Source organism: Aestuariibius sp. HNIBRBA575 (assembly GCF_040932005.1).
In the GTDB taxonomy this organism is placed as follows: domain Bacteria; phylum Pseudomonadota; class Alphaproteobacteria; order Rhodobacterales; family Rhodobacteraceae; genus CANLNM01.
Window position 1 is genome coordinate 943633 of the sequence record NZ_CP162414.1, and the last position, 25711, is coordinate 969343.

At 56.1% G+C, this 25711-nt stretch carries 26 protein-coding genes; 14 read left to right on the plus strand and 12 right to left on the minus strand.

Annotated elements, in window-relative coordinates:
* The first annotated feature begins 113 nt into the window (after positions 1–113).
* The 5 genes from AB1F12_RS04820 (at position 114) to AB1F12_RS04840 (ending at position 3868) form a co-directional block, all read left to right on the plus strand.
* Positions 114–419, plus strand: coding sequence for a chorismate mutase (locus tag AB1F12_RS04820; RefSeq protein WP_368186994.1), 306 nt, complete (start codon positions 114–116; stop codon positions 417–419).
* An 11-nt stretch (positions 420–430) separates the two neighbouring features.
* Positions 431–1312 carry a bifunctional 5,10-methylenetetrahydrofolate dehydrogenase/5,10-methenyltetrahydrofolate cyclohydrolase gene (locus tag AB1F12_RS04825; protein ID WP_368186996.1) on the plus strand — a complete coding sequence of 294 codons (882 nt, stop codon included), beginning with the start codon at positions 431–433 and terminating at the stop codon, positions 1310–1312.
* Positions 1313–1337: 25 nt separating this feature from the next.
* Complete coding sequence (gene folD, locus AB1F12_RS04830) at positions 1338–2237, plus strand: bifunctional methylenetetrahydrofolate dehydrogenase/methenyltetrahydrofolate cyclohydrolase FolD (RefSeq protein ID WP_368186997.1); 900 nt, start codon at positions 1338–1340, stop codon at positions 2235–2237.
* A gap of 72 nt (positions 2238–2309) precedes the next feature.
* Positions 2310–2951, plus strand: coding sequence for a CDGSH iron-sulfur domain-containing protein (locus tag AB1F12_RS04835; protein WP_368186998.1), 642 nt, complete (start codon positions 2310–2312; stop codon positions 2949–2951).
* 245 nt (positions 2952–3196) lie between these two features.
* On the plus strand, positions 3197–3868 hold the full coding sequence (locus tag AB1F12_RS04840) for a LytTR family DNA-binding domain-containing protein (protein WP_368187000.1): 672 nt from the start codon (positions 3197–3199) through the stop codon (positions 3866–3868).
* On the opposite strand, the gene pdeM is transcribed toward AB1F12_RS04840, so the two are convergent.
* The 3 genes from pdeM to AB1F12_RS04855 all read right to left on the minus strand — a co-directional run bounded on the left by pdeM (position 3820) and on the right by AB1F12_RS04855 (position 8508).
* Positions 3820–4527 (minus strand): ligase-associated DNA damage response endonuclease PdeM, encoded by a 708-nt coding sequence (gene pdeM, locus AB1F12_RS04845; RefSeq protein WP_368187002.1) that lies wholly within the window; start codon positions 4525–4527, stop codon positions 3820–3822. The genes AB1F12_RS04840 and pdeM overlap by 49 nt on opposite strands.
* A 52-nt stretch (positions 4528–4579) precedes the next feature.
* On the minus strand, positions 4580–6985 hold the full coding sequence (locus AB1F12_RS04850) for a ligase-associated DNA damage response DEXH box helicase (protein ID WP_368187003.1): 2406 nt from the start codon (positions 6983–6985) through the stop codon (positions 4580–4582).
* 209 nt (positions 6986–7194) lie between these two features.
* On the minus strand, positions 7195–8508 hold the full coding sequence (locus AB1F12_RS04855) for an ATPase (RefSeq protein ID WP_368187004.1): 1314 nt from the start codon (positions 8506–8508) through the stop codon (positions 7195–7197).
* A 148-nt stretch (positions 8509–8656) separates the two neighbouring features.
* Between AB1F12_RS04855 and AB1F12_RS04860 the strand changes: the two genes are divergently transcribed.
* The 3 genes from AB1F12_RS04860 (at position 8657) to AB1F12_RS04870 (ending at position 11202) form a co-directional block, all read left to right on the plus strand.
* Positions 8657–10294 carry a hypothetical protein gene (locus AB1F12_RS04860; RefSeq protein WP_368187006.1) on the plus strand — a complete coding sequence of 546 codons (1638 nt, stop codon included), beginning with the start codon at positions 8657–8659 and terminating at the stop codon, positions 10292–10294.
* 161 nt (positions 10295–10455) lie between these two features.
* A complete protein-coding gene (gene rpmG / locus AB1F12_RS04865) occupies positions 10456–10623 on the plus strand; it encodes a 50S ribosomal protein L33 (protein WP_132831491.1) in 168 nt (55 codons plus the stop codon).
* Between the two features lie 72 nt (positions 10624–10695).
* Positions 10696–11202, plus strand: coding sequence for a GNAT family N-acetyltransferase (locus AB1F12_RS04870; RefSeq protein ID WP_368187007.1), 507 nt, complete (start codon positions 10696–10698; stop codon positions 11200–11202).
* Here the strand turns inward: AB1F12_RS04870 and AB1F12_RS04875 are convergent, their stop codons facing one another.
* From AB1F12_RS04875 to AB1F12_RS04885, 3 genes are all read right to left on the minus strand, one after another.
* The gene (locus AB1F12_RS04875; protein ID WP_368187008.1) at positions 11203–11604 is read right to left on the minus strand and encodes an MAPEG family protein; all 402 of its coding nucleotides are present in this window, start codon (positions 11602–11604) and stop codon (positions 11203–11205) included.
* 79 nt (positions 11605–11683) lie between these two features.
* A complete protein-coding gene (locus tag AB1F12_RS04880) occupies positions 11684–12421 on the minus strand; it encodes a Bax inhibitor-1 family protein (RefSeq protein WP_368187010.1) in 738 nt (245 codons plus the stop codon).
* Between the two features lie 153 nt (positions 12422–12574).
* Positions 12575–12784: a DUF1127 domain-containing protein gene (locus AB1F12_RS04885; protein WP_368187012.1), complete on the minus strand. Its 210-nt coding sequence runs from the start codon at positions 12782–12784 to the stop codon at positions 12575–12577.
* 119 nt (positions 12785–12903) lie between these two features.
* On the opposite strand from AB1F12_RS04885, the gene AB1F12_RS04890 reads away from it, so the two are divergent.
* On the plus strand, positions 12904–13755 hold the full coding sequence (locus AB1F12_RS04890) for a LysR family transcriptional regulator (RefSeq protein WP_368188271.1): 852 nt from the start codon (positions 12904–12906) through the stop codon (positions 13753–13755).
* Here AB1F12_RS04890 and AB1F12_RS04895 read toward each other — a convergent pair.
* Positions 13752–14711 (minus strand): NADPH:quinone oxidoreductase family protein, encoded by a 960-nt coding sequence (locus tag AB1F12_RS04895; RefSeq protein WP_368187013.1) that lies wholly within the window; start codon positions 14709–14711, stop codon positions 13752–13754. The two genes, AB1F12_RS04890 and AB1F12_RS04895, sit on opposite strands and share 4 nt — an antisense overlap.
* Positions 14712–14992: 281 nt before the next feature.
* Between AB1F12_RS04895 and AB1F12_RS04900 the strand changes: the two genes are divergently transcribed.
* The 4 genes from AB1F12_RS04900 (at position 14993) to AB1F12_RS04915 (ending at position 18928) form a co-directional block, all read left to right on the plus strand.
* Complete coding sequence (locus AB1F12_RS04900; protein ID WP_368187014.1) at positions 14993–15361, plus strand: helix-turn-helix domain-containing protein; 369 nt, start codon at positions 14993–14995, stop codon at positions 15359–15361.
* Between the two features lie 120 nt (positions 15362–15481).
* Positions 15482–16315: an inositol monophosphatase family protein gene (locus AB1F12_RS04905; protein WP_368187015.1), complete on the plus strand. Its 834-nt coding sequence runs from the start codon at positions 15482–15484 to the stop codon at positions 16313–16315.
* 81 nt (positions 16316–16396) lie between these two features.
* A complete protein-coding gene (locus AB1F12_RS04910) occupies positions 16397–18184 on the plus strand; it encodes an SLC13 family permease (protein WP_368187016.1) in 1788 nt (595 codons plus the stop codon).
* Between the two features lie 9 nt (positions 18185–18193).
* Positions 18194–18928, plus strand: a complete 735-nt coding sequence (locus AB1F12_RS04915; RefSeq protein WP_368187018.1) for a glutamine amidotransferase — start codon at positions 18194–18196, stop codon at positions 18926–18928.
* 34 nt (positions 18929–18962) lie between these two features.
* Here the strand turns inward: AB1F12_RS04915 and AB1F12_RS04920 are convergent, their stop codons facing one another.
* From AB1F12_RS04920 to mgtE, 4 genes are all read right to left on the minus strand, one after another.
* Positions 18963–20744: an SLC13 family permease gene (locus AB1F12_RS04920; RefSeq protein ID WP_368187020.1), complete on the minus strand. Its 1782-nt coding sequence runs from the start codon at positions 20742–20744 to the stop codon at positions 18963–18965.
* Positions 20745–20948: 204 nt separating this feature from the next.
* On the minus strand, positions 20949–21764 hold the full coding sequence (locus tag AB1F12_RS04925) for a TIGR00282 family metallophosphoesterase (RefSeq protein WP_368187022.1): 816 nt from the start codon (positions 21762–21764) through the stop codon (positions 20949–20951).
* Between the two features lie 83 nt (positions 21765–21847).
* Complete coding sequence (locus AB1F12_RS04930; RefSeq protein WP_368187024.1) at positions 21848–22405, minus strand: 5-formyltetrahydrofolate cyclo-ligase; 558 nt, start codon at positions 22403–22405, stop codon at positions 21848–21850.
* A complete protein-coding gene (gene mgtE, locus AB1F12_RS04935; protein ID WP_368188274.1) occupies positions 22402–23721 on the minus strand; it encodes a magnesium transporter in 1320 nt (439 codons plus the stop codon). Before mgtE ends, AB1F12_RS04930 begins: the two co-directional genes overlap by 4 nt.
* Before the next feature lie 204 nt (positions 23722–23925).
* Between mgtE and guaD the strand changes: the two genes are divergently transcribed.
* Complete coding sequence (guaD, locus tag AB1F12_RS04940) at positions 23926–25227, plus strand: guanine deaminase (RefSeq protein WP_368187026.1); 1302 nt, start codon at positions 23926–23928, stop codon at positions 25225–25227.
* Here the strand turns inward: guaD and AB1F12_RS04945 are convergent, their stop codons facing one another.
* On the minus strand, positions 25228–25698 hold the full coding sequence (locus AB1F12_RS04945) for a CAP domain-containing protein (RefSeq protein ID WP_368187028.1): 471 nt from the start codon (positions 25696–25698) through the stop codon (positions 25228–25230). It abuts the gene before it with no gap.
* Positions 25699–25711: the final 13 nt, after the last annotated feature.

Here is a 25711-nt window from a genome sequence, read left to right on the forward strand (position 1 = left end):
GCATTTACGTGCGTTAAAACCGATCTAGGGCAAAGGACTTGCCCTGATCACCAAAATACGGTTTTTGCTGGGCGGGGCCGATTTGGCCCGTGGATTGCGCGACAGGAACCCCGATGAAAGATCTGAAACCGCCCCAAGATTGTGCCGATATGGTCGAATTACGACAGGCCATTGACGTTGTAGATCGTGAATTGGTGGCACTGTTGACGATCCGTGCGGGCTATATCGACCGGGCCATTGAAATCAAACGTGGCAACGGATTACCGGCACGGATTCCAACCCGTGTCGAAGATGTGGTCACCAAGGTGAAAGCCGAGGCAACCGAAACCGGTTTGGATGCGGATCTGGTAGAAGCGCTGTGGCGCAGATTGATTGACTGGTCGATCGCCCGCGAAGCCATGGTGATCGATCCCGAATAAGGGAATTGCCCATGCGGGCCGCATTAATTGACGGAAAATCCATTGGCGCGAAAATCCGCGCTGACGTGGCCAAAGAGGCCGCTGAACTGACCGACCATGGCTGGGCGCCGCGATTGGTGTCCGTCAGCGTTGGCGACACGTCAGCCGCTGAACTTTACGTGCGCAACCAACAACGTAGCGCCCAAAGCGCCGGTGTGGAATTTGAAGCGCGCGCCTATCCAGCCGACACATCGCTGGAACAATTGATGGGCATTTTGCAGGGCTTGAACGCGGATCCACGTGTGAACGGTGTGATCATTCAGCGCCCGCTGCCTGATCACATCCCGGTTAAAACCCTGCAAAAGGCGATCCACCCCCTAAAAGACGTCGAAGGCATGCACCCCGCCAGCATCGGCAACATCGTTTATAACGACCTCGCGCTGGGGCCCTGTACGGCTGTGGCGGCGGTGGAAATCCTGAAAACTCTGCCTATGCAAATGGAAGGGCTGAATGTCACTGTGATTGGCCATTCCGAAATCGTTGGCAAACCGATTGCGTTTTTGATGATGGGGCTAGGGGCCACGGTCACCGTGTGTCACCACATGACCCGCAGCGTGGCCATGCATAGCCGCGCGTCGGATGCGGTGTTTGTGGCCGTGGGCAAACCGGGGTTGGTGACGGGCGACATGTTAAAACCGGGGGCAGCGCTGATTGATATCGGCATCAACCGGGTCGATGGCAAAACCGTAGGCGACGCAGATTTTGACAGCTGCGCCGAAGTGGCCGGCTGGATCACGCCCGTGCCCGGCGGGGTCGGCCCCGTTACGGTCGCCACGTTGATGAAAAACGCAGTCCTAGCCACGCGCATGCAGATGGAGCATTACCGCGAAAGCTATGCCCGCGCAGAATTTTGAATTTGAGACACAAAAGGAGCCTCTGATGAGCGCACATATTATCGACGGTAAGGTCTTTGCGGCCAATGTCCGTGAAAAAGTGGCCGGCCATGTTGCCCGCCTAAAAGAAGAGCACGGGATCACCCCCGGTCTGGCCGTTGTGTTGGTGGGCGAAGACCCGGCAAGTCAGGTCTATGTGCGCTCCAAGGGCAAAATGACCGTCGAAGTCGGCATGAATTCGATCGAACACAAACTAGAAGCCGACACATCCGAGGCTGATCTGCTGGCACTGATCGATCAGTTGAACAACGATCCAGCGATCCACGGGATTCTGGTGCAATTGCCACTGCCGGATCATCTTGATTCTGATCTGGTGATCAATTCCATCAACCCCGCCAAAGACGTCGACGGGTTCCACATATCCAATGTTGGTCTGTTGGGCACAGGGCAGAAATCCATGGTGCCTTGTACACCGCTGGGCTGTTTGATGATGCTGCGCGATCACCTTGGATCGCTGTCCGGGCTGAACGCGGTGGTTGTGGGCCGGTCCAACATCGTTGGCAAACCAATGGCGCAATTGCTGTTGGGCGATAGCTGCACGGTGACCATCGCGCATTCACGCACCAAAGACATCGAAGCCGTGTGCAAACAGGCCGATATTCTGGTCGCCGCAGTCGGGCGCCCTGAAATGATCACAGGTGACTGGGTCAAACCCGGCGCAACCGTGATTGATGTGGGCATCAACCGCATCCCGCACCCCGAAAAAGAAGGCAAATCCAAGCTGGTCGGCGATGTGGAATTTGCATCTGCCGCGGCCGTGGCTGGCGCGATCACTCCGGTTCCCGGTGGTGTTGGCCCCATGACCATTGCCTGTCTGCTGGCCAATACGGTCACGGCCTGTTGCCGCGCCAATGATCTGGCCGAACCCGAAGGCCTGACCGCCTAAGCCCGCTTTGGGAACAGGCTTTGCGGTTTTGCGGTCTTGAACTACCATGGCTCAAACCCAAGGGAGAGAGCCATGGCCAAGACCTATTCCGGCAAAGACATTGAGATCAGTTTTGACATGGCCCGCTGCATTCATGCGCGGGCCTGTTTTTTGAAATTGCCACAGGTGTTTGACCCCGCCAAACGCCCCTGGGTCAGCCCCGATGCAGCCCATGCCGAAGACATCGCCGCCATGGTGCGCACCTGTCCGTCTGGGGCGCTGGGGTTCAAACGGTTGGATGGCGGGGTTGACGAAACACCCCCGGTGATCAATCGCGTTCAGGTATTGGAAAACGGTCCGCTGGCTTTGGCCGGGGATCTGAACATTGACGGCAAACCCGACGCACGCGCCACGCTTTGCCGCTGTGGGCAATCCGCCAATATGCCCTATTGTGACTATTCTCACACCAAGGCCGAATTTACCGCATCCGGCGAACCCAACCCCGACATCCAAGACCGCCCCGCTGAGGATTCCAAAGCCACATTGACCGTCACACCGGTTGAAAACGGCCCCCTAATTATGTCCGGCCCCGCCGAGGTGATCACAGGCACCGGCAAACGCATCAACCGCGCCGAAAAGCTGTTTTTATGTCGCTGCGGGCAGTCCAAAAACAAACCCTTTTGCGACGGGACCCATAAACAAACCGGGTTCACGGTGCCCGGCCCATCAACCTAAAAATTACGCAGGTTCGACGATTGGATTTGCTAAGTGTCTGGCCATAAGACAAAAGTTAGTTTAAATTTCTGCTATAATTATGTGCATTTGGTGGGTTCTACGTGCTTCGGGGTGATTTTACCGCTCTTGTTCGACTCGGATTAAAGAGCTTTTTCACGGTTCTATTTTCAGGCCAGACCTGTCTGATCTGGTTTGTTTTGCTCGGCGCATTTGTCGTGACAGGCCCGTTTGGGACCTATACGGGCATGTCTATTGCGACGCGCCTGACGTTCTGGGGGGTGATTTGCACCACCGGTGTTGTTGTCGCCAGCTTTGTACGTGTTGTGACGGTTTCCCTCATCAAATATCACGGACGTAAGCCCCATCTGTTGCTGGAATCTGGTTGTTTTGCGCTGATTTCAGTGCCGATTTTTGTGGGGCTCACGCGGGAAATGGCAACCAACACCCAGTTCCAATTGCCCCCAATCGAACAAGCCTTTGTTTACACGATGTTGTTTCATTTATTCGGCGTCGCGATCCGAAAAATGTCCCGCCCAGAGGACAAAATTCACGCGCCCGCAATGACACCTATGGTGCAAAGCAAACCAACACCACCGCGTCTTTTGGATCGAATCCAAGGTCATAATAACGCGGAAATTGTGCATTTAACCGTGGATGATCACTATGTGGAAATTTTGCTATCCAATGGTTTGCGCCATAGATTGTTAATGCGTTTTCGCGATGCCGTTGCCGAGATGGACGGAGTGCCGGGCCATATGGTGCATCGGTCGCATTGGGTTAGCCACGCCGCGATCCGTTCCGTAGAGCGCGACAATGGCCGCGAGTTTGTGTTGCTGAATACCGGGGGCAAAGTCCCGGTGGGGCGCACTTATCGGGACACTTTGGTGCGGGTGAACCTATTGGCGCCGCGCGATTGATTGGGGCGCGGAAACGGGATGACCAAAGGTGTGGATCCGGTAAGGATTGCGATGGTTTTGGACGGGAACAAGTCCTGTAAAACCGCGTCCTGACAGCGCAGCCCACCTGTGAATGCCCCATAGGCGGGCAGGATCATGCGCTGCGCATCCACGACGAAACAGGGGCGGGACCCATAGGCGGCAGGCCTGCTGGCCTTTGGGTGGTAATGTCCTGATATTTCGTGGCTTTTGTTCGGGTCCGCGATGTGGCGAAACGTCAGCGGCCCATGGGTCCATTCACATAAATGTGTGCCCCCCAATGCCACCGGACCGGGGTCATGATTGCCTTCGATCCAAATCCATTCCCGCCCCGCCTGCAGGCGTTGCAGTCGTGAAATATCATCGGGATTAAGCGCATTTGCAGCGGCCAGATCATCAAAACTATCGCCCAGACAAATGACCCTGCGCGGCGAAATGTGGTCCAAATCCTGTTCCAACTGGTCCAGAGTTGCCCGAATTTCATACGGCGGCAATAATCCCCCCGAACGCCGCGCGATGCGTTCTGATTTTCCCAAATGCAAATCAGAGACGCACAGCGTTTTTTCGTCCGGCCAATACAATGCCCCCGACGCCAGCGCGATCAATTGGGTCCCGCAAAAAGTTAAGGAATGTCCGTTCATGATCTGTTCTTGCCCGTTTCAATTCGGCCAGGCAATCAAATTCGACGCCTTTTCACAATTGATCCAGTCCGGCCTCTTTCATCAATTGCGCTGCCGCCCGTGCGGCCAATTGTTCAGCGCCGGCACCGATGACAGGGACTTTGCCCACTTCGAAAAACATAGGCGCGCTGAGCGGGGTTAGGTGATCTGTTGTCACATGATCAATGCGCCCGGCCGTGCGATCCAACATTTCTTCGATCCGGGCGAAATCGACCAACCCGCGCAACGCTTCTTCGCGGGTGATACGCAACATCAGATGATCGGGGTCGTATTTCAGCAAAGTGTCATACAAAATGTCGCTGGAAAAGGTCGCCTGTCGCCCTGATTTTCGCGCAGCTTGGGGTAGATTGCGTTCAATCAATCCAGCGATGGTCGCCGTCCCGCGAAAACTGCGTTTCATCATGGCGTTCCCGCTGAGCCAATCGTCCAACGCATCCCCCAAAGTGTGATTTGTCAGCAGCGATGTCGGATCAGAAACGGGCTCTAACCCCCAGATAAGTGTGGCATAATCCGTCGCAACAAAGCCCAGAGGCGCGAGTTTTGCGATCTCCATCCGTTGGGTCATCAACAGACCCAATGTTTGCTGCGCATTGCGTCCAGCAAAGCCGTAGATGCAGGTATATTCCCGTCCATCCTGCGGAAAACTTTCGATTAACAAACGATCAGGTTCAGGCAATTTGGACCGGTCTTTTTGCAAGGTTAGCCAGTCGCGCGTATGAGGGGGCAGTTCGGGCCAGTCGGTCTGTTGAAACATCCGCAAAATGCGCTGGCTCAGCTGGGTTGATGTGGAAAATTTACTGCCGGAAAACACCGCAACCCGTGGGGTTTTATCCGCGCGGCGACGGACCTGAACGGTCATTTCCTTGATCTTTTCATAGGCGACAACCTGACCGCCAATCAGAAACGTATCACCGGGCGATAATGTCATGGCAAAGCTTTCTTCGACCTCGCCCAACGGTTTGCCACGCCCGCCCATCCGCACCTTTAGCAGGTCCGCATCCTGAATGGTGCCAATGTTCATGCGAATACGCTGTGCGGCGCGTGGATCGCGCAACGTCCACAGCCCGTCGCGCAGCATCAATCGTTGCCATTTGTCATAGGCGCGCAGGGCATAGCCCCCGGTGGCACAGAAATCCAGACAATCGTCAAATGCGGCCCGAGACAGATCACGATAGGCGCCCACAGTTTTGATTTCGTGGAACAATTCCGTGTCATCAAACGGACCTGCACAGGCGCGGATCAGGATATGCTGGCACAAAACATCGCGCGGGCCGGGGCCTTTGGGATCGCCGTCCAGATCGTGTTCGCGGGCGGCGTCCAGCGCGGCGACGCATTCGATCACTTCGAACCGATTGGCCGGCACAAGGATCGCTTTGGACGGGGCATTATAGCGGTGATTGGCCCGCCCGATGCGTTGGATCAGGCGTTTGACGTTTTTGGGCGCGCCGATCTGGATGATCAGATCCACATCCCCCCAATCGATGCCCAGATCCAACGTGCCGGTGCAAACAATCGCACGCAAGTCGCCGCGCAGCATGGCGGCTTCGACGCGATCACGCTGTTCGCGGGCCAAACTGCCGTGGTGAATGCCGATGGGCAGGGCATCGTCATTGGCCAGCCACAGATTGTGAAAAAAGATTTCGGCCTGCGCGCGTGTGTTGTGAAAAATCAGCGTGGTTTTGTGCTGTTTCACCTGTTCCAGCACCGCGGGAATTGCGTATTTGGCCCCGCCGCCAGACCAAGGGGGTGGCGCATCTGTGACCAACATCGAAATATCGGGGGCCGGGCCGGGATCGGCGTGCAGGATCGGGCAAGGATCGGGATGGCGCGCCAGAGTTTTGGCCAGCGACTCGGGGTCTTGGACCGTGGCGGATAATCCAACCCGGCGCAGGCCCGGCGCTATGGTTTGCAACCGCGACAGGGCCAGCATCAATTGATCGCCCCGTTTGCTGTCATCCAGCGCGTGAATTTCGTCAACAATCACCCGCTGTAGCCCGGCAAACATACGCGGCGCATCCTCATACGATGTCAACAAAGCCAGACTTTCGGGTGTGGTCAGCAAAATATGCGGCGGGTCGGCGCGTTGGCGTTTTTTGCGGGTGGCGGATGTGTCGCCAGTGCGATCCTCAATACGGATCGGCAGGTTCATTTCCGCAACTGGTGTGGAAAGATTGCGTTTAATATCGGCGGCTAAGGCCTTAAGCGGGCTAACATAAAGCGTGTGCAGCCCGTCGTGATTTCCATCGGCCAATTCCACCAAAGACGGCAAAAACCCCGCCAATGTTTTACCCCCGCCGGTCGGGGCGATCAACATCAACGCGGGGTCAGCGGATCGCGCCAGCATATCGGATTGATGCGGATGAACTGTCCATCCGCGCGATGCAAACCAGTCAGAAAAACGAGGGGGCAAATTGCTCATCTGCGCAATCTGCCCCATCTAAGGGGCAAGTCCAAGATCAAGATCGGTGGAACTATTGCGATCCTGCGCCCGCGCGTGACAGGTTGGAACAGGTCGAAACCATAGCCATCGCAATGATTTGTAACACGGGAAACATGGGCGGCATTGGGAAACAGCCGCCGCGCCAAAGGTCCAGTGTTTCTTGGTGGAATTTACACCGCCAAGCGGGATTAGTGAACGATCTCTTCTTCTTTGACGAACATGTTTTCCCAAGCCCGGTCAATCAGTTCCGGGGTCATCTGATTGGGGATGCCTTCGAATTCACAAATCGAAATCATCTGATCAATCAAAAACACCGGCTGATAGTTCGCATAGATATTATCGATTTCCGGATATTTGTTGTTCAACAAATGGATCAGCGCCGCTTCGTCCAGGGGCATCTTTTTCTTACGCGCAACGAGGGCGAAAATCTTGAGGAAGTCCTCTTGGTCGGGGCCGTCGATCTTGATTTTGTAGAAAATCCGACGCAACGCCGCTTTGTCGAAGATTTCGTTCGGGTGGAAGTTGGTCGAAAAAATCACCAACGTATCAAACGGAACTTCGAATTTTTCACCGGATTGCAGGGCCAGAATATCGCGGCTTTCTTCCAGCGGAACAATCCAGCGGTTGACCAGCGCCTGTGGCGGCTCGGCCTGACGTCCAAGGTCATCCACGATAAACACGCCGCCCGAGGATTTTAGCTGCAACGGGGCCTGATAGGTCCGCGCAGTGGGGTTATAAACCAGATCCAACATCGATAGGGACAATTCACCACCGGTGATCACGGTTGGGCGTTCGCAACGCACGTAACGTGTGTCAAATCGGCCCGATGTGCGACGCAGGGAGTTTGGGTCATCCACGTCGTCCTCTGCCGAAGTGTGCACAATCGGGTCATAAACGGTGATCACCTGACCAGAATATTCGATGGCGCGTGGGATATAAATTTTGTCCCCCAGCGCGTCGCGAATCCCGTTTGAGATTGACGATTTACCATTCCCCGGAGGGCCATACATCAGGATCGAACGACCCGCGCCAACCGCTGGCCCCAATTGGTCCAGCAGGGTCGGGGGCAGGATCAGATGGCCCATCGCATTGGTCAGCTGACCACGGGAAACCATAATGTTGCGGATCGATTGGCGTTTAACCTGTTCGCGGTACACATCCAGCGGCACGGGCATCGCCCCGAAATATTCCGACTGCGCCAGCGCATCCAGCGCGCGCGCTTTGCCGTTATCCGTCAGCTGATAGCCCATTTCATTGCTGGTCGCGGCGGCCGACATGGTGCCCATCGCTTCTACCAATTGCTGGGTGCGGCTGAGATCGATCAGTTCCTGCGTCACCGGAACGGGCAGGCAAATGGCCCGCGCCAGCGCGGTCACCATCGTCAGGTTTTTGCGGAACATGGTTTTCAACAGAATGTCGCGCATCATCACAACGGGCAATTGCATGGCCTCCAGCGATTTTGGCGCGGGCGGTGCAATCACATTTGAAACTTGCATATTCATCGGTCTTGGCCTCGGTTTGCTCGTCCTATTTGTGGCCTTTGCGCCGCGTCGTTAACCATTTGGGAACACACACAGCACAGGCTTTGCTTTTGGTGTTTTGCCAGCCTAATGTGGCCACAAATGGGCAAACCATTGCAAAGAGGCAGACATGAACAGTTCAAACGCGGCAAGATTGCCGCTTTTCATCGGGATTCTGATCGTTTTGATGGGCGCCGTTGCCCTGATGAAGGGTGGGTTGCTCATTGGGAAACACGAAGGTGACACGCTGCATCTGATGCAGATCGTGTTTCGAATGTCGACCGGACAGGTGCCGCATATTGATTTCATGACACCGATTGGGGCCTTGGCCTTTGCGCCGATTGTTTTCTTTGTGAAACAAGGGTTTGGGATCGGCATTTCGGTGATCTATGCGCAAATCCTGATGGCCGTTTTGATCGCGCCGATTGTGTGGCATGTGGCCCGCACCCGGTTCAATCAAACGCTGGGGCTGCTGTTTGCGTTGGTGATTATGGTGATGATGCTGGCGCTGGTGCACGGCGAAAGCGAACGCGCGATTTCGATTTCGATGCATTACAATCGCTGGGCTTGGTCGGCGGCATTTGTTGCAATTTTAACAGCGTTGATCCCCTCAAAAGGCAAAACCGGCATCGCGGATGGGGTGATTGTCGGCGGGATGATGGCTGTTTTGGTCATGATCAAGATGACCTATTTCGCCGCTTTTGCGATTCCCGTTTTGGTCGCCTTGATTGTCACCCGGCAATATATGGCCACGATTGTATCGCTATTGACCGGTGTTGGAATCATTGCCGTGATCACGATGATTGCAGGTGACATTTACTGGACCGCCTACCTGACCGACCTGATCACCGTGGCTGGGTCCGAAGTCCGCCCACAGCCGGGCGAGGACTTTGTTGGGGTGATTTCCGCCCCTGCCTACAAAGGCGCGTCACTGCTGGCTTTGGCATCTGTGATCGTGTTGCGTCAATCCGGCGCCAAGGCGGCGGGGCTGGTTTTGCTGCTGCTGTTGCCGGGCTTTTTCTATGTGACCTTTCAGAATTTCGGCAATGATCCGCAATGGCTGTGGGTGCTGGCGTTGATCCTGTTTGCATGGCGTCCTGCGGCGGATGTGGTGAATTCCTATGGCTGGAACATGCGTCAGGCGGTGAACATCACCGGGGCGATGGCGCTGGCCTTTGGCATGCCGTCCTTCTTTAACCTCGCATTTTCGCCATTCCGCCATATCGCGATTGATGCGACGGAATATGCGCCGCTGCTGCCCCGTGGCGGGCGGCATTCGGATATCCAAACCAACGAAGTGCGCGCCATGCGCGTGGATGCCCGTGTGGCCTGGGATGGCGAAGGCTCAGGCCTAGAAGCTTATAAAGAAGCGGCGGATCGCGATGATCTGACCACCTTTATGGGCGAAACCTTTGAATATTGTTCGATCGAACTGGGCCTATCGGCGTTTTTTGATGCCATCACCCAAGATCTGGAAAACAGCGGTTGGGCTGATGGTCGCAAACTGTTCGCGGCGGATTTGTTCAGTTCTTATTGGTTGTTTGGCAACCTGACACCGGTGGATGGCGGCGCGCCTTGGTATTATGGTGGCCTGCCGGGCTATGAGGATGCGGATCTGTTGCTGGTGCCGATTTGCCCGCTGGCCTATGATGTACATGGCCAAGTTCTGGAAGCGATCCAAGAGGTGGGCACAGATGATCTGACCGAAGTGCGCCGCACCCCGCTTTATATTCTATATGAAAAGGGCGGGGCGCAATCGGAGGGTTAATCGTGCGAAATCGCCTGTTTTCGCCATTTGTGTGACTCTTTTCTAAAGATCAGCGGCCATTTCACGTGAATTGGTGTTGACTCGGGGGCGGTGCAGGCTACAAGGCAAACCTCATACGAATTCACGCGAGGCACACCGCCCGCGAACCGGAGAATAGAAACATGGCGAAGCCGACCACTATCAAAATCCGCCTGAACTCCACCGCGGGGACTGGCCACTTTTATGTAGCTAAGAAAAACGCACGGACCATGACCGAAAAAATGGTTGTCCGTAAGTATGACCCGGTTGTGCGCAAGCACGTGGAATACAAAGAAGGCAAGATCAAGTAAGATCGCTGGACATTGGATTTCAAAGGGCCGCTCCGCAAGGACGCGGCCTTTTTGTTTATATAAGTATATGTGATGCCCCACCTTAACGTTGATATTCGTCCCAGCCACGGCGCCGACTTTGACGCGGTTGACGACCTGTTGGGTTGCGCCTATCCGGTGCTGCTGGCCCCGGATTATCGGGCGGATTTATTGGCCAAGGCATTGCCAATCATATCCCGCGCCAATCCCGAATTATTGTCCAGCGGCACCTATTTCGTCGCCCACCAAGACGGGCAATTGCTGGGAGCAGGGGGGTGGTCACGGGGGTTGCCCGGCGGCGGCGCGGCCTTGCCGGATCGGGGTAATATTCGCCATCTGGTCACGGCTGAAACGGTTGTGCGTCAGGGGGTGGGCCGCGCGTTGATGCAGCATATCCTTGCAGATGCCAAACGCGCAGGCATGGGGTGGATGCATTGCATTGCCACCCTGACGGCCGTGCCATTTTATCACGCGATGGGGTTTAGCGATATTGGCGCAATCGACGTGCCATTGCAGACGGATCTACACTTTCCTGCGATGGAAATGCAGCTGTGGTTTTGATCACAGGATCAGCGTCAGCCCCAATGTCAGCAACAGGTTGACCTGCACAATCACCGTGGTCAACATCCCGTAATAGCGGAATTTGAAATGGGTGCCGGGGGCGGTGAAATACCGCGCATGCAATCCCCGCCCAATGATCAGACCACAGGCCAACAGCGCCAACCAAGACGTCCAGGCACCGGCCAATTCTGACAATCCCATCAGGATCAGCGACATGGGGATGGTTTCGACCGCATTGGCATGACCCCGGATCGCCTTGGCCATGTCGCGGTTGTCATTGTCGCCCAGCACCACCTTATGCAGACGGCGCATTTTCACCACCTTTAACGTCAGCCAAAGGATCAAAGCGCCCAGGAGCAGGGCAGTTACGGATGTGACGGGTAAACTGATATTATGTTCCATGGCCGAACTTTAGGGCCATACCCACAAAAGAAAAGGGCCGCCCGAAGGCAGCCCTAAATGACGTAAGGTCAGTTCCGAATTATTCGCGGTTGCCCAGGAATTGCAGCAGGAACATGAACATGTTGATAAAGTCCATATACAGGTTCAATGCGCCCATGATGGCCGCTTTGCCCAACCATTCCTGATCGCTATGCGCCGCATGGGCCACATATTCGGATTTGATTTTCTGTGTGTCATAGGCGGTCAGACCGGCAAAGATCAAAACACCCAATACAGAGATCGCAAAATGGATCGCGCTAGAGCCGATGAACATGTTGACGATTGACGCAACGATCAGGCCGATCACACCCATGATCAAAAACGTGCCCATGGCGGACAGGTCTTTTTTGGTGGTGTAACCATAAAGGCTAAGACCGGCGAACGCGATCGACGTCACAAGGAATGTGGTCGCGATGGACACGCCCGTAAACGCGGCGAAAATCCAGCTGATCGACAGGCCCATAACAGCGGCAAAAGCATAGAAAAACAATTGCGCGGCGGCGGCGGACATTTTGTTGATCATCGCACCAAAGACAAAAACCATGCCCAAAGGTGCAAACATCACAATGTAACCTAGGATGTTTGGTCTAAACGTGGCCGGATCGCGCAGCACGCTCAGCAATTCTGGGTTGGACCCAAATGCCCATGCCACAGCAAAGGTCAGCAACATGCCGACAGACATCGTGCCGTAAACTTTGTTCATATGGGCGCGAAGGCCCGCATCGATTTCAGCCGCGCGAACGCCGCTCACAGAACCGATTGTATTATATTCAGCCATCAATACCTCCAGGGGCTTGAACAATGACCCCGCATGCGACGCATGAAAGGGATTGTGGTGAATATCGGTGTTCGCGACAGCTTTTTCAAGGTTTTCTAAGGTGAACGCAGTGTTTCCCAATCAAATTGCGGGTGGGCAACATTGCGGTCTTTGTCACCCACGCCAGTTGGATGGCGCGTCCCAGAGGGGGCGTTGTGTTTCGATCAGAACGTCTGCTGTGCTCAGACCGATGTCTTTCAGCGCAGTTGCGTCCAATTTTGCAAGGGCGCGGCGCTGACGGAACAGGGAATGCGCATCGGACAGACGCTTAAGCAGGCTAACTTTGCGTGGGGCGCAGGCGGCGGTTTGGATCATGGTGGCCATTGTGTCTCTCCTTTGAAAGTGATGAGTCGTCGGGTTTGTATTTCGATGCTTGATATATGCAGGTGCTGGATGCATAAGTGAAATGAATGTTTATCGGATTGAACATCAAGGAATGTGATATGTTGCGAAATTTGGACATGACGGCCCTGCGCAGTTTTGTGGCGGTGGCTGATTCTGGGGGGGTGACGCGGGCGGCCGGATTGCTGAATCTGACCCAATCCGCGGTGTCTATGCAGTTGAAACGACTAGAAGAAAGCCTGGACGCGAACCTGCTTGATCGCACGGGGCGCACCATTGGCCTGACCCCGGCCGGGGAACAATTGGTGTCTCAGGCGCGGCAAATTCTGACGTTGAACGATCAAATTGTACGTAAATTGACGTCTCAGGAATTCGAAGGCGAAATTGTATTGGGGGTGCCGCATGATGTGGTCTATCCGGCGATTCCTCAGGTCCTGAAACAATTCGCGCGCGACTATCCGCGGGTAAAAGTTCATCTGATTTCGTCGTTTACCCGCCGATTGAAGGAAATTTTTGCCAAAGGAGAGGCCGATGTCATCCTGTCCACGGAAACCGGTGTGGAATCGGGGGGCGAAACCTTGGCGTCGCGTCGATTGACATGGGTTGGTGCGCCAAACGGAACCGCATGGAAAGAGCGGCCTTTGCGATTGGCGTTTGAAGAACGCTGCATTTTTCGCGCCGGTGTTCAGCGACGGTTAGATGAAGCAGGGATCCCTTGGGAAATGGCGGTTGAAAGCAATTCAACTCGCACAATCGAAGCGACGGTGAGCGCGGATTTGGCGATTTACGCCATGTTGGACGGGACCGAACCGCCTTATTTTGAGCGGATCAATCACAACGGAGCCCTGCCAGAGCTGCGCGACAATCAGATCAACGTCTATCACAGTGATGTGGGCGAAGGCCCGATTGTCGGGGATTTGGTCAACCTGTTGCGAACCATGATCACGGATTAAGGCGTCACGACAACCTTGCCGGTGGATTTGCGATCTCTGAGCAGGGCCAGCGCGTCGTCGGCCCGATCCAGCGGCAAAACATGTGATATATGCGGGCTGAGTTTGCCTTGGGCATGCCATTGCATCAGCGTAGCAAGGGAATCGGTCAACGCTTGGGGGGCGAATTTCAAATAACCGCCCCAATAAAACCCAATGACATCGACGTTTTTAACCAACAGATGGTTTGCCGGCACCTGAGGCACGTCCCCACCGGCAAATCCGATGGCCAGAATACGGGCTTCGCGGTTACAGGCCCGCAGGGCGGTTTTGAACAAATCCCCCCCAATCGCCTCATACACCACGTCCACGCCCCCAAGGTCCTTTAACTTTTGCAACAAATCCGGATCGCCACTGTCAAAGACGTGATCCGCACCGGCCTGTTGGGCGATGGCGCATTTTTCCGCGCCCCGTGCCAGACCAATCACGCGCGCCCCCATCCGTTTTCCGATTTCAACCGCAGTCAGACCCACACCGCCCGCTGCCCCCGTGACCAGCAATGTTTCCCCCGGTTGCAATCGCGCACGCCGAGACAACGCAAGGTGGGATGTGCCATAAGCCACCATAAACCCGGCGGCTACGGTGGATGACATGCTATCGGGCACAGGCACGCAGCGGGAGACGTCAAAACACCCCTGTTCCGCCAGACCACCCTGACCGCCAAAAATAGCCACCCGGGTTCCAATGGCGGGGCCTTTTGTGTCGGGTCCCAGTTGCGCAACCGTCCCGCAAATCTCTAGGCCGAGGGTAAAGGGCGGCTCTGGGGTGTCTTGGTATTGACCACGCGTCATCAGCAAGTCAGCGAAATTCAAACCGCAAGCCTCGACGTTAACCAATACCTCTCCTTTGACGGGAATGGTTAACGGAACATCGACGAGCTGTGGAGGAGTGTCAAAAGACAAGGTCTGATAGGCGCGCATTTGGGGTATTTGTCCATTCTTAGTAGTCTTTATGGGTTATTAGCATGATTTTGCCGACGGGTCTGCGGGATTTCGCCACGCTTCGAAATGATATTTAACAAACTTGTGACGCATACCTGTCCTTAAGGGTAGGTTGGGCACTGCAACCGTTGCGTGTTTTTGTTTCATCCTGTCAATGATAGGTCAGAGACCGACACGAGTCGGATGGGAGAGGGCCGATGCCCGGCTGCGTAACGAATGAGACTTCGGCGCGCACAACGTGACTAGTAAAGGAAACGAACATGAAACACCCAGTTGATGTCCATGTGGGAAAACGCATTCGCCACCGCCGCTGGATGATCGGAACGACACAACAACAGCTTGCTGAAAAAGTTGGGATCAAATTCCAGCAGATTCAAAAATACGAAACCGGCATGAACCGCGTCAGCGCGTCTCGGCTCTGGGATATTGCGCACGCATTGGATGTGCCTGTGTCCTTCTTCTTTGAAGGTTTGGCCGCCGGTGACATGCCCCAGACTGATGGCTCTATGCCCAGCGATATCCTGTCAGATCGCGAAGCGCTTGAACTGCTGCGGTCCTATTACGCGATTCCTGAAAATCAACGCCGCCGCCTGTTTGATCTGGCGCGTGTTCTGTCAGAAGCCGCTTAATCACACATAATTCAAGCCGCCGGGGACATTGTTCCCGGCGCTTGACCGACAGGTGCGGGACCGCTACCGCTTTGGTAACTTTATCAGAGGCAGGAGCGCGCCAAGCTGCGCAGCGATTTTATGACACGCACCGAAATGTCCCCAAAACCACCCCTGACAACCATCGAACAAAACCAAATTGTGCTGGTGGCGCATCGGTTGGCGGATGCGGCTCGTGTTGAAACACTGGCCCATTTTCGCAACCAAGCCCTGACCGAAGACAACAAACTGGCCAAAGGGTTTGATCCCGTAACCGTTGGGGATCGCAACGCCGAACGTGCCATGCGCGATATTCTAGATCGTGACCGCCCGGACGATGCCATTCTGGGCGAAGAGTTCGGCGCCAAGCCGGGAAAATCCGGTCTGACCTGGGTGTTGGACCCGATTGATGGCACACGTGGGTTTATATCGGGCACGCCGACTTGGGGCGTTTTGATTTCGATCGCGGATGAAACAGGCCCGCTTTATGGGATCATCGATCAGCCCTATATTGGCGAACGTTTTGAGGGTGGCTTTGGCCGTGCTGATATGAACGGACCGCAGGGACCGCGCAAATTATGCAGCCACGCGCCGCGGGATTTATCCGACGCGATTGTGTTGTCGACCTTTCCCGAAATCAACACGCCGCGTGATCAGCAAGGGTTCCAAGCCGTTGCAAACAAAACGAAATTAACCCGCTATGGGATGGATTGTTACGGATATGCTTTGATCGCGACCGGGCAGGTGGATCTGGTGATCGAGGCAGGATTGCAGGCCTATGACATCCAAGCGCCCATCGCCGTGGTGCAGGCCGCAGGGGGCGTGGTGACCAATTGGCGCGGCGACCCCGCCCACCAAGGCGGTCAGGTGATCGCTGCGGCCAATGCCCAAATTCACGCACAAGCCTTGGCGCTTTTGGCCCCGTTTGCTGACTAAACATCGCATTTGGCGGCGGCAGGGGGACCGGTGCGACGGTTTCCCCCTTTTCTAAATCACACCAGCAAGGCACAAACAGGCATGACCCAAGATCAAATCCTGCTGTTCACCCTATTCGCTGTTGTCTTTGGCATGTTGCTATGGGGGCGCTATCGCTATGATCTGGTGGCGTTTTCTGCGTTGATGATCGCCGTCGTTCTGGGCTTGGTCCCGTCCAAAGACGCCTTTGCCGGGTTCGGCCACCCCGCGACATTGGTGGTGGCTTTGGTCTTGGTTGTGTCGGCTGGGCTGGTGCGGTCCGGGGCGGTGCATTTGATCACCCGCACATTGGTGTCGCCCAACACGCCGCTGGGTGGGCATATCACTTTGATGGGTCTGATCGGTGGGGTTCTGTCGGCGTTTATGAACAATGTCGCAGCGCTGGCGCTGTTGATGCCGGTTGATATGCAAACCGCCCGCAAAGCAGGCCGCGCACCGGGGCTGAGCCTGATGCCGCTATCCTTTGCCACCATTCTGGGCGGCATGGTCACGTTGATTGGCACGCCGCCCAACATCATCATCGCCGCCATCCGCGAGGACCAATTGGGCGAACCATTTGGGATGTTTGATTTTGCCCCCGTGGGCGGGATCGCGGCCATCACGGGGCTGATTTTTGTGGCATTGATCGGCTGGCGATTGATCCCCAAAGCCGCCACCGAAAACGACGCCGCCAAAAAGCTGATGGAAACATCTGCCTATATCGCGGAATTGGCCGTGCCTGAGGGGAACAAGAAACTGGGCCAGAAACTGTCTGATCTGGACGAAGACGCCGCTAAGGCGGATGTGGGCATTTTGGGGCTCATTCGGGATGGCAAACGTCGGTTTGGGGCAGGGCGCAATGTGACGCTAAAGGCGGGGGATATTTTGATCCTAGAGGCCGCGCCAGATGCGTTGGACGAATTTCGCGTGGCCCTAAACCTTGAATTCATTGATGAAAGCCGCAAAGAAATCGTAGCCGGTGAGGCAGACGGTCTGTCCCTGATCGAAGTGGTTGTGCCGCGTGATGCGCGGATCGCTGGCAAAACATCCCAAGCGGTGGGGCTGCATTGGCGGCAGCGATCCATATTGGTCGGCATTTCCCGTCAGGGCAAACGGATCACATCGCAATTGCGCCGCACCATCATCAAACCCGGTGATATTTTGCTGCTTTTGGCCCCGTCTGACCGGGCTGATGCGGTCGCGGATTGGCTGGGCTGTTTGCCATTGGCGGATCGCGGTCTGACGGTGACGGAAAACTCAAAAATCTGGTTGGCCATTGGGTTATTTGCAGGTGCTGTGGCCGCGGCGTCGTTCGGGTTCATCTACCTCCCGGTCGCCTTGGGCTTGGTGGTGGTGGCGTATGTTTTGACGCGCATTGTGCCGCTGGCAGAACTCTATGATCACATCGAATGGCCGGTGGTGGTGTTGCTGGGATCAATGATCCCACTTGGCGCCGCCCTAGAGGCATCGGGCGGCACCGAATTGATCGCCGGTGGCTTGCTAAACCTCACGGACGGCTTGCCCGCTTGGATGATCCTGACATTGCTGATGGTGGTGACCATGACCCTGTCGGATGTGTTAAACAACACGGCCACGGCCATTGTCGCCGCGCCAATCGGCATCCAAATGGCACAGAACTTGGGCGTGTCACCCGATCCGTTTTTGATGGCTGTGGCCATTGCCGCTTCGGCGGCGTTCCTCACCCCAATTGGCCATAAAAACAACACCTTGATCCTTGGCCCCGGCGGCTATCGGTTCGGCGATTATTGGCGAATGGGGCTGCCGCTGGAAATCTTGGTTGTTGCGGTTTCGATCCCATCCATACTGGTTTTTTGGCCGCTATCAGGCTAAGGCAGGCCCATGAAAAAGTTTTTGATCCTGCAATTGCGCCCCGAGGCCGAAGTTTCGGACGATGAATTTACCGCCATCCTCAGAAAAGGTGGTCTGACGGCGGATCAAACCCATCGGATTCGGTTGGATATCGAAGATATTCCATCATCGTTGAACGTGACGGATTATGCCGGTGTGATTGTTGGCGGCGGGCCGGGCTGTGTGTCTGACAGCCCCGCGCAGAAAACCCCGATGGAGGCCCGGATCGAAGCCGAAGTCCTGGGACTGATGCCGCAGATTATTGAACAAGATCATCCCTTTATGGGCTGTTGTTACGGGATCGGCATTCTGGCGCATCATCTGGGGGCCGATGTCAATAAATCCCAATACGGCGAATCTGTCGGCCCGACGATCTGTCAGATGACCGATGCAGGCGCGCAGGATCCGATGTTGGCGAATATGCCGTCGACGTTTTCGGCCTTTGTTGGCCACAAAGAAGCGGTGCAACACCTGCCAGACGGCTGCGTGCATTTGCTGGCCTCTGATCCGTGCCCGTTTCAAATGATCCGCCATGGTCAGAACGTCTATGCCACCCAATTCCACCCCGAAGCGGATGCAGACGGGTTTGAAACGCGCATTAAGTTCTACAAAGACAAAGGCTATTTCGACCCCGCTGATGCAGGCAAGTTGATCGATATGTGCCGCGCTTCGGATGTGGTTGAGCCAGAAAAAATCCTACGGAATTTTGTGCAGCGCTATCGCTAAGCCCTTGGCGAGAACCTTTGGCCCAACAACACCGCTATAGCGACCATAAAAACGGGATCGCGGCCGAGGCAAGCAACCCAATGCTGAGGTTCAGCGGGATGCCCACGCGCATGAAATCGCTGAATTTATAGCCGCCGGGACCGTAAACTAACGTGTTGGTCTGATAGCCAATTGGCGTGGCAAAACTGGCTGATGCGGCCACCATCACCGCCACCACCAACGGCCGTGGATCAAGCCCAAGAGCGGTTGCCAAACCGATGGCAATGGGCGTCACCACCACGGCAACGGCATTGTTGGACACCAATTCGGTCAACACGGATGTCAGCAAATACACCGCCCAAACAATCAGGAACGGCGGCAACATGCCCACATAGGGCGCGACGGCATTGACCAGCATTTCAACGGCGCCCGACGATTCCAGCCCGGCCCCAATGGCCAGCATGGAAAAAATCAGCGCCAATAGGCGGCCCTCGACAAAGGAAAACGCCTCTTCTGCGTCGATGCAGCGGGTGATCAGGACCAAGGTCACGGCCAGCACTGACAGCGCAAAAATCGGCGCGACACCCAGCGCGGCCAACACCACAATCCCGATCAGCGCTGCGATCACAATCGGCGCATGGGCACGGCGAAATGCCCGTGCGGATGGGTGCGAAACGTCGACCAGATCCATATCGCTGGCCAGCCGCTGGATGTCCTCTGGGGACCCTTCCAGCAACAATGTGTCGCCCACGCGCACGGTCAGATCATCCAATTGGCGACCGATGTTTTGATTGCGCCGATGCACCGCCAAAACATAGACCCCAAATCGACGCCGCAATCGCAGTGCGCCCAATGTGCGCCCCACCATTTTACAGCCCGGTGTGATCAAAACTTCAACGGTTTGGGTTTCAACCGCGCTGACTTGGTCGACGCGTTTCAGGGATTTATTGCGTTGCAAGCTCAGCAATTCGGTCATCGCGGTGCGCAAAACCACCCGGTCGCCGACCTGCAATTGCACCGCCTTCAAATCGCGCCGCAGGGATGTATCGCCGCGCACCACATCGACCAGCCGCACGCCTTCGCGTTTGAACAATTGCACGCCAATCGCGTCGCGTCCGATCAGGTTGCTGTCGGGGGGGATCACGGCCTCGGTGAAAAACCGCATTTTGGATCGATCCGACAATAGGTTCGCCATGCTGTCGCGATCAGGCAGCAGGCGTGGCGCAATAAAGCGCAAATAAATCATGCCCCAGATCACCAAAATGATCGCCAGCGGCGTGACCTCAAAGATGGAAAAACCGTCCAATCCCTGCGCGCGCGCAACCCCGTCCACCAACAGGTTAGTTGACGTCCCGATCAGCGTCAATGTCCCGCCCAGAATGGCCGCATATGACAGCGGTATCAACAACTTAGAGGCCGACAAATCCATCGTGCGCGCCAGCTGCACAAAGACTGGGATCATCACCACAACCACCGGCGTGTTGGACACAATCGCCGAGCTGAGGACGACAAATCCCATCAATCCCCCCAGCGCCAATGCCGGGCGGGTTTTGGCATGCCGCGTGGCAAAGCTGGTCAGGTTTTCCAACGCGCCGGTGCGCACCAAGGCGCCCATGATCACAAACATCGCCGCAATCGTCCACGGCGCGGGGTTGGCCAAAACCGGCAACGCCAATTCATAGGGCAGCACCCCGGTGATCAGCATCATCGACACGCCTGTCATCGCCACAACTTCGGTTGGGAATGTTTCGCGCAAAAACAGAATGAACATCACCAAAACGATGGTCAGGGCCAACACGGCCTCGCCGGTTTGGGAAAGTGCAAAAATATCAGTCATCTAAGCTCTTGCCCATCGCTGTGATCAATCCAAGGTTCCAATGAACTTCGGTGATTTTACGCGGCTGGCCCCCAAGAACAAGCACAAGATCACACCGGCCCTGCATTCCCGGTTTCCTGTGACTTAAATCAGTTAAATTTTGGCGAAACCGCGTTTTTTGTTGGCAGAAATACGCATCGGTAGAAAAACGCCGGGATCAAAGCCCTAATTCGGCCCCGCGGGGGCCAGTCGGCCACCTTGGCGCACCATTTCCACTCGGGTGGCTTTGCCGGTGCGATCATCGGTTTCCACATACAAGCCAGACAATGTGGCATCCCCCAGTGCGGGGCTGAACCGATCCTTTGGCATGCCAGTGATAAACCGGCGCAATGGTTCGGTTTTTTCCATACCGATCACGGAATTATAGTCGCCACACATGCCAGCATCGGTCTGAAACGCCGTGCCACCGTTTAGGATCTGCGCATCACCCGTCGGGACATGGGTATGCGTGCCAACCACGATGCTGGCGCGGCCATCGCAATAATGGCCCATGGCCATTTTTTCAGATGTGGCTTCGCAATGCATGTCGATCAGGCTGGCCTGCACCATGCCACCCATGGGATGGGCTTTCATCACGGTATCAACCGCTGAAAACGGATCATCAAACGGGCGTTTCATGAACACTTGGCCCAAAACCTGCGCGACCAGAACCTTGCGGCCATTGGTGGCGGCAAACACGCGCGCGCCTTTGCCCGGTGCAGATTTGGAAAAATTCAGCGGACGAATGATGCGCGGTTCCTGTTCGGAAAACTGCAGCATGTCCTTTTGATCAAAGGCATGATCGCCCAGCGTGATCACATCGGCGCCTGCTTCTAGGATAAGTTTGGCGTGATTGCCCGACAGGCCCATGCCGCCGGTGGCGTTTTCGCCATTGACCACAACAAAATCCAGCCGCCATTCCTGCCGCAGCTTAGGAAGGTGGTGGGTAATGGCAGCGCGCCCCGCGCGGCCCATGACATCGCCTAGAAACATAATACGCATGCAGGGCGTTTAATTCGGGTTGTGACCGGGGGCAAGGGGGGCGCGTGTCGCAGGCTGGATTGCCGCGCGGCTGTGCCCAAAGCTTAGCTGAATTCGATGATTTCACGTTCGGTGATCATCATATCCAGCGGCTGATCGGTGGGTTCCAGCGGCAAATCCTCTGCCTCTTGGGCCGCAAAGGCAAACCCGATCGCCAGCGCTGGACCATTGGCGCGCAGGCCCTCCAAGGTGCGGTCATAGAACCCACCGCCATAGCCCAAACGGCCGCCATTGCGATCAAACGCCACCAGAGGCACGATCAGGATTTGCGGCGTGATCAGGGTTTCCGTGGCGGGAATGCGCGCCCCAAACGGACCGTCGATCAATTCACAGCCCGGTTCCCATTGCGAAAACACCAATGGCTGGCCTGCACCGCGGATAACGGGGATGCCAACGGGGCCGTGGGCGGCGGCTTCTTCCATGGCGGGCAGGGGGGATATTTCGGTGCGGATCGGCATGAACCCCGACAGGGGCACGCCGCGATAGCCGGCCAAAACCGACGACAACAGCGCCGCAGAGCCCAGCCCGGCATCAAAGGCACCTTTGCGCCGTTCAAAGGCAGCCTTGCGGGCGGCGTTTTTTATTTCGATCAGATCATTCATAGCAACACCATCGCGGCCAGTCCCAGAAAGGCAAAGAAACCAACGACATCCGTGACCGTTGTCACAAACGCACCTGATGCCAGCGCCGGGTCGATTTTCAATTTTTCAAGCGCCACCGGGATGATTGTCCCGGCTAGGCCAGCAATCACCAGATTAACGACCATGGCGACGCCAATGACCACCCCCAGCATGGGCGCGCCAAACCAGATCATGCCAACAATGCCCATCACAATCGCAAAGATCAGCCCGTTGACCAGCCCGACCATCACTTCGCGGCGGATCACGCGCCAGACGTTGGATCCGGTCAAATCCTTCGTGGCGATGGCGCGCACGGCCACGGTCAGGGATTGGGTGCCCGCATTGCCGCCCATGGACGCCACAATCGGCATCAATACCGCCAAGGCCACAAACCCGGCAATCACCGCTTCGAATTGGGCAATCACCAATGAAGCAAGGATCGCGGTGACCAAATTGACCGCCAACCAAGGAAAGCGCCGCCCGACTGTGTCCCAGACCCGATCTGACAGCGACCCGTCGCCAACACCGGCAAGCCGCAGAATGTCTTCTTCGTGTTCTTCGTCCAGAACCACCATCGCATCATCGATGGTAATCACACCCACCAGCCGGTCATTTTCATCCACAACCGGGGCGGAAATCAGGTGGTATTGATTGAACGCATAGGCCACTTCGCCTTCGTCCTGATCCACGGGAATGGTTTGAAAAACCTCTTCTTTGATATCCGTCAGCTTGACGTCTCGATGGGACCCCAGCAACCGACCCAGGGTGACATTGCCAATGGGCTTCATCCGGGGATCAACCAGAATGACGTGGTAAAATTGTTCGGGCAATTCGTCGGTTTGTTCGCGCAGAAAATCAATGGTTTCGCCGACGCTCCAGTGATCTGGCGCGCGCACGACCTCCACTTGCATCAAGCGTCCGGCGGATTCCTCGGGATAGGCCAGGGATTTTTCAACCGCGACCCGGTCCAACGGTTCCAGATGTTCCAGCACCGCCTCTTGCTGGGTTTCGTCCAGATCTTCGAGCAGATCAACGACGTCATCGCTTTCCAGATCACGGACCGCTTCGGCCAGTTGATCGGGGTTCAGCGCATCCAGAACTTCTTCGCGCAGGGATTCATCCAGCTCTGACAGAACGTCCCCTTCCAGGGTGCTCTTCATCAGGCCAAGCAGGTCGGCGCGGTGTTTTTCGTCGGTTTGTTCTATGACATCGGCGATGTCGGCCGCGTGCAGCGGTTCAAACAGTGCGGCCAATGCCAGCGAATCACGATCTTTGACGGCTGATTTAACCTCATCCATCAAATCGCGGCTTAGGGCATATGAAACATCGTCTGTTTCTTCATAATCGGGTGGGGGATTTTCCGCGAAATTGTCCGCCATGTGATCGCCCCCTATCTGCCTATCGCGTTGCGGCGCAGCATAGAGGATTGCAACGCTACGGCAAGCGTTGAGCCCCCCCCGGCGACGATTTACGCCCCAGTTTAAACCCCCTAAGATGGCTGGATGAATGAACATCTGATCCTTGGCCAGACCTTGCGGTTTTCTGGCGACCCGTTTGACGCTCCGTTTGAAACCGTGACCCATATTTCCACATCTGGCGCGGTGTTGGTGCGCGATGGGCGCATTGCGGAAATGGGCGAGGCACAAACCCTGCGCCAGAAATATCCGCAAATCCCGGTGACGGATTATGGGTCCGACCTGATCACCGCCGGGTTTGTGGATGCCCACATGCATTATCCCCAAACGGCGATGATTGCGTCCTGGGGCAAACGGCTGATTGATTGGCTGAACACCTATACATTCCCAGAAGAGAAGCGTTTTGCTGATCCCGATTACGCCGCTGACATCGCCGGGCGGACGCTGGATCTGGCGCTGGCCCATGGGACAACGACGCTGACGTCGTTTTGCACGATCCATCCGCAATCGGTGGATGCGTTGTTTCACGCGGCGGACATGCGCGGCATGGCGGTGGTTGCGGGCAAAACCTGTATGGATCGCAACGCGCCAGACGGTCTGCGCGATGATGCGAAATCGGCCTATGATGACAGCAAAACGTTGATAGATCGCTGGCATGGGACGGGCCGTGCGACCTATGCGATCACGCCGCGGTTTTCGCCCACATCCACGCCGGATCAACTGCGCGCATTGGGGGATTTGTGGGCCGAACATCCCGATTGTCTGATGCAAACCCATCTCAGCGAACAGGTCGATGAAATTGACTGGGTGCGCGGGCTATATCCAGATGCGCGTGATTATCTGGACACTTACGAAGCCTTTGGTTTGCTTGGACAAAAGGGGCTTTATGGGCATGCGATCCATCTGGAGGCGCGTGAATTGGACCGCCTGTCTGAACTGGGCGCTGGCGTGGTGCATTGCCCCACATCCAACACGTTCATTGGGTCGGGGCTGTTTGATATGGCCGGCCTAAAGGCACGCCAAATCCCGGTTGGTTTGGCCACGGATACGGGCGGCGGATCCAGTTTTTCGATGCTGCGCACCATGGCTGCGGCCTATGAAATCGCGCAATTGCGTCACGTGCCCCTGCATCCAGCGCAATTGATGTGGCTCGCTACCGAAGGATCGGCACAGACATTGCACAAAGCGGGCGAAATCGGGTCACTGAATGTAGGGGCGATGGCGGATATCACCGTGTTGAACCTGCAATCCACACCCGCGATCGCCCAACGCAGCACCCGTACCACTGATCTATGGGAGGCATTGTTCCCAACCATTATGATGGGGGATGACCGGGCCATTCGCGATGTCTGGATCGCCGGAAACCGGCATCAGCCGCGGTCGGCTTAATCAGCAGCCATTGGCAAAAACCATCACACGGTAGGACCCGCTGACGCCATATCCATATTGCGTGACATTGCGGTTCAGGAGGTTGCGCTGATGGCCGGGGCTGTTGGTCCAGGCCTGCATGGCCTGCGCATCAGAACTGTAACCGCCGGATATGTTTTCGGCGCCATGTCCACCAAAACAATAGCCCGTATCCCGAATACGGCGGCTAAAATTCGACCCACCAGCACCGGTATGAGACAACGTATCGGTCTGCGCCATATAGGCCGCGTGACCGGCCGCTGCACGATCCAATGCTGCATTGCGCGTCAATGCCCCCAGCCCATTGGACGCACGATAGGCATTCAGGCTCTGCCCAATCGAGGACGTATCCGGAATGGCGGCGTTTGACGCACTGGATGATCCGGTTTGCGATGTGGTCACACAGGCGGTTAGGGCGGCGCAGGTCAGAATGGCGGCAAGTGCGGCTTTCATTGGGGGATCTCCG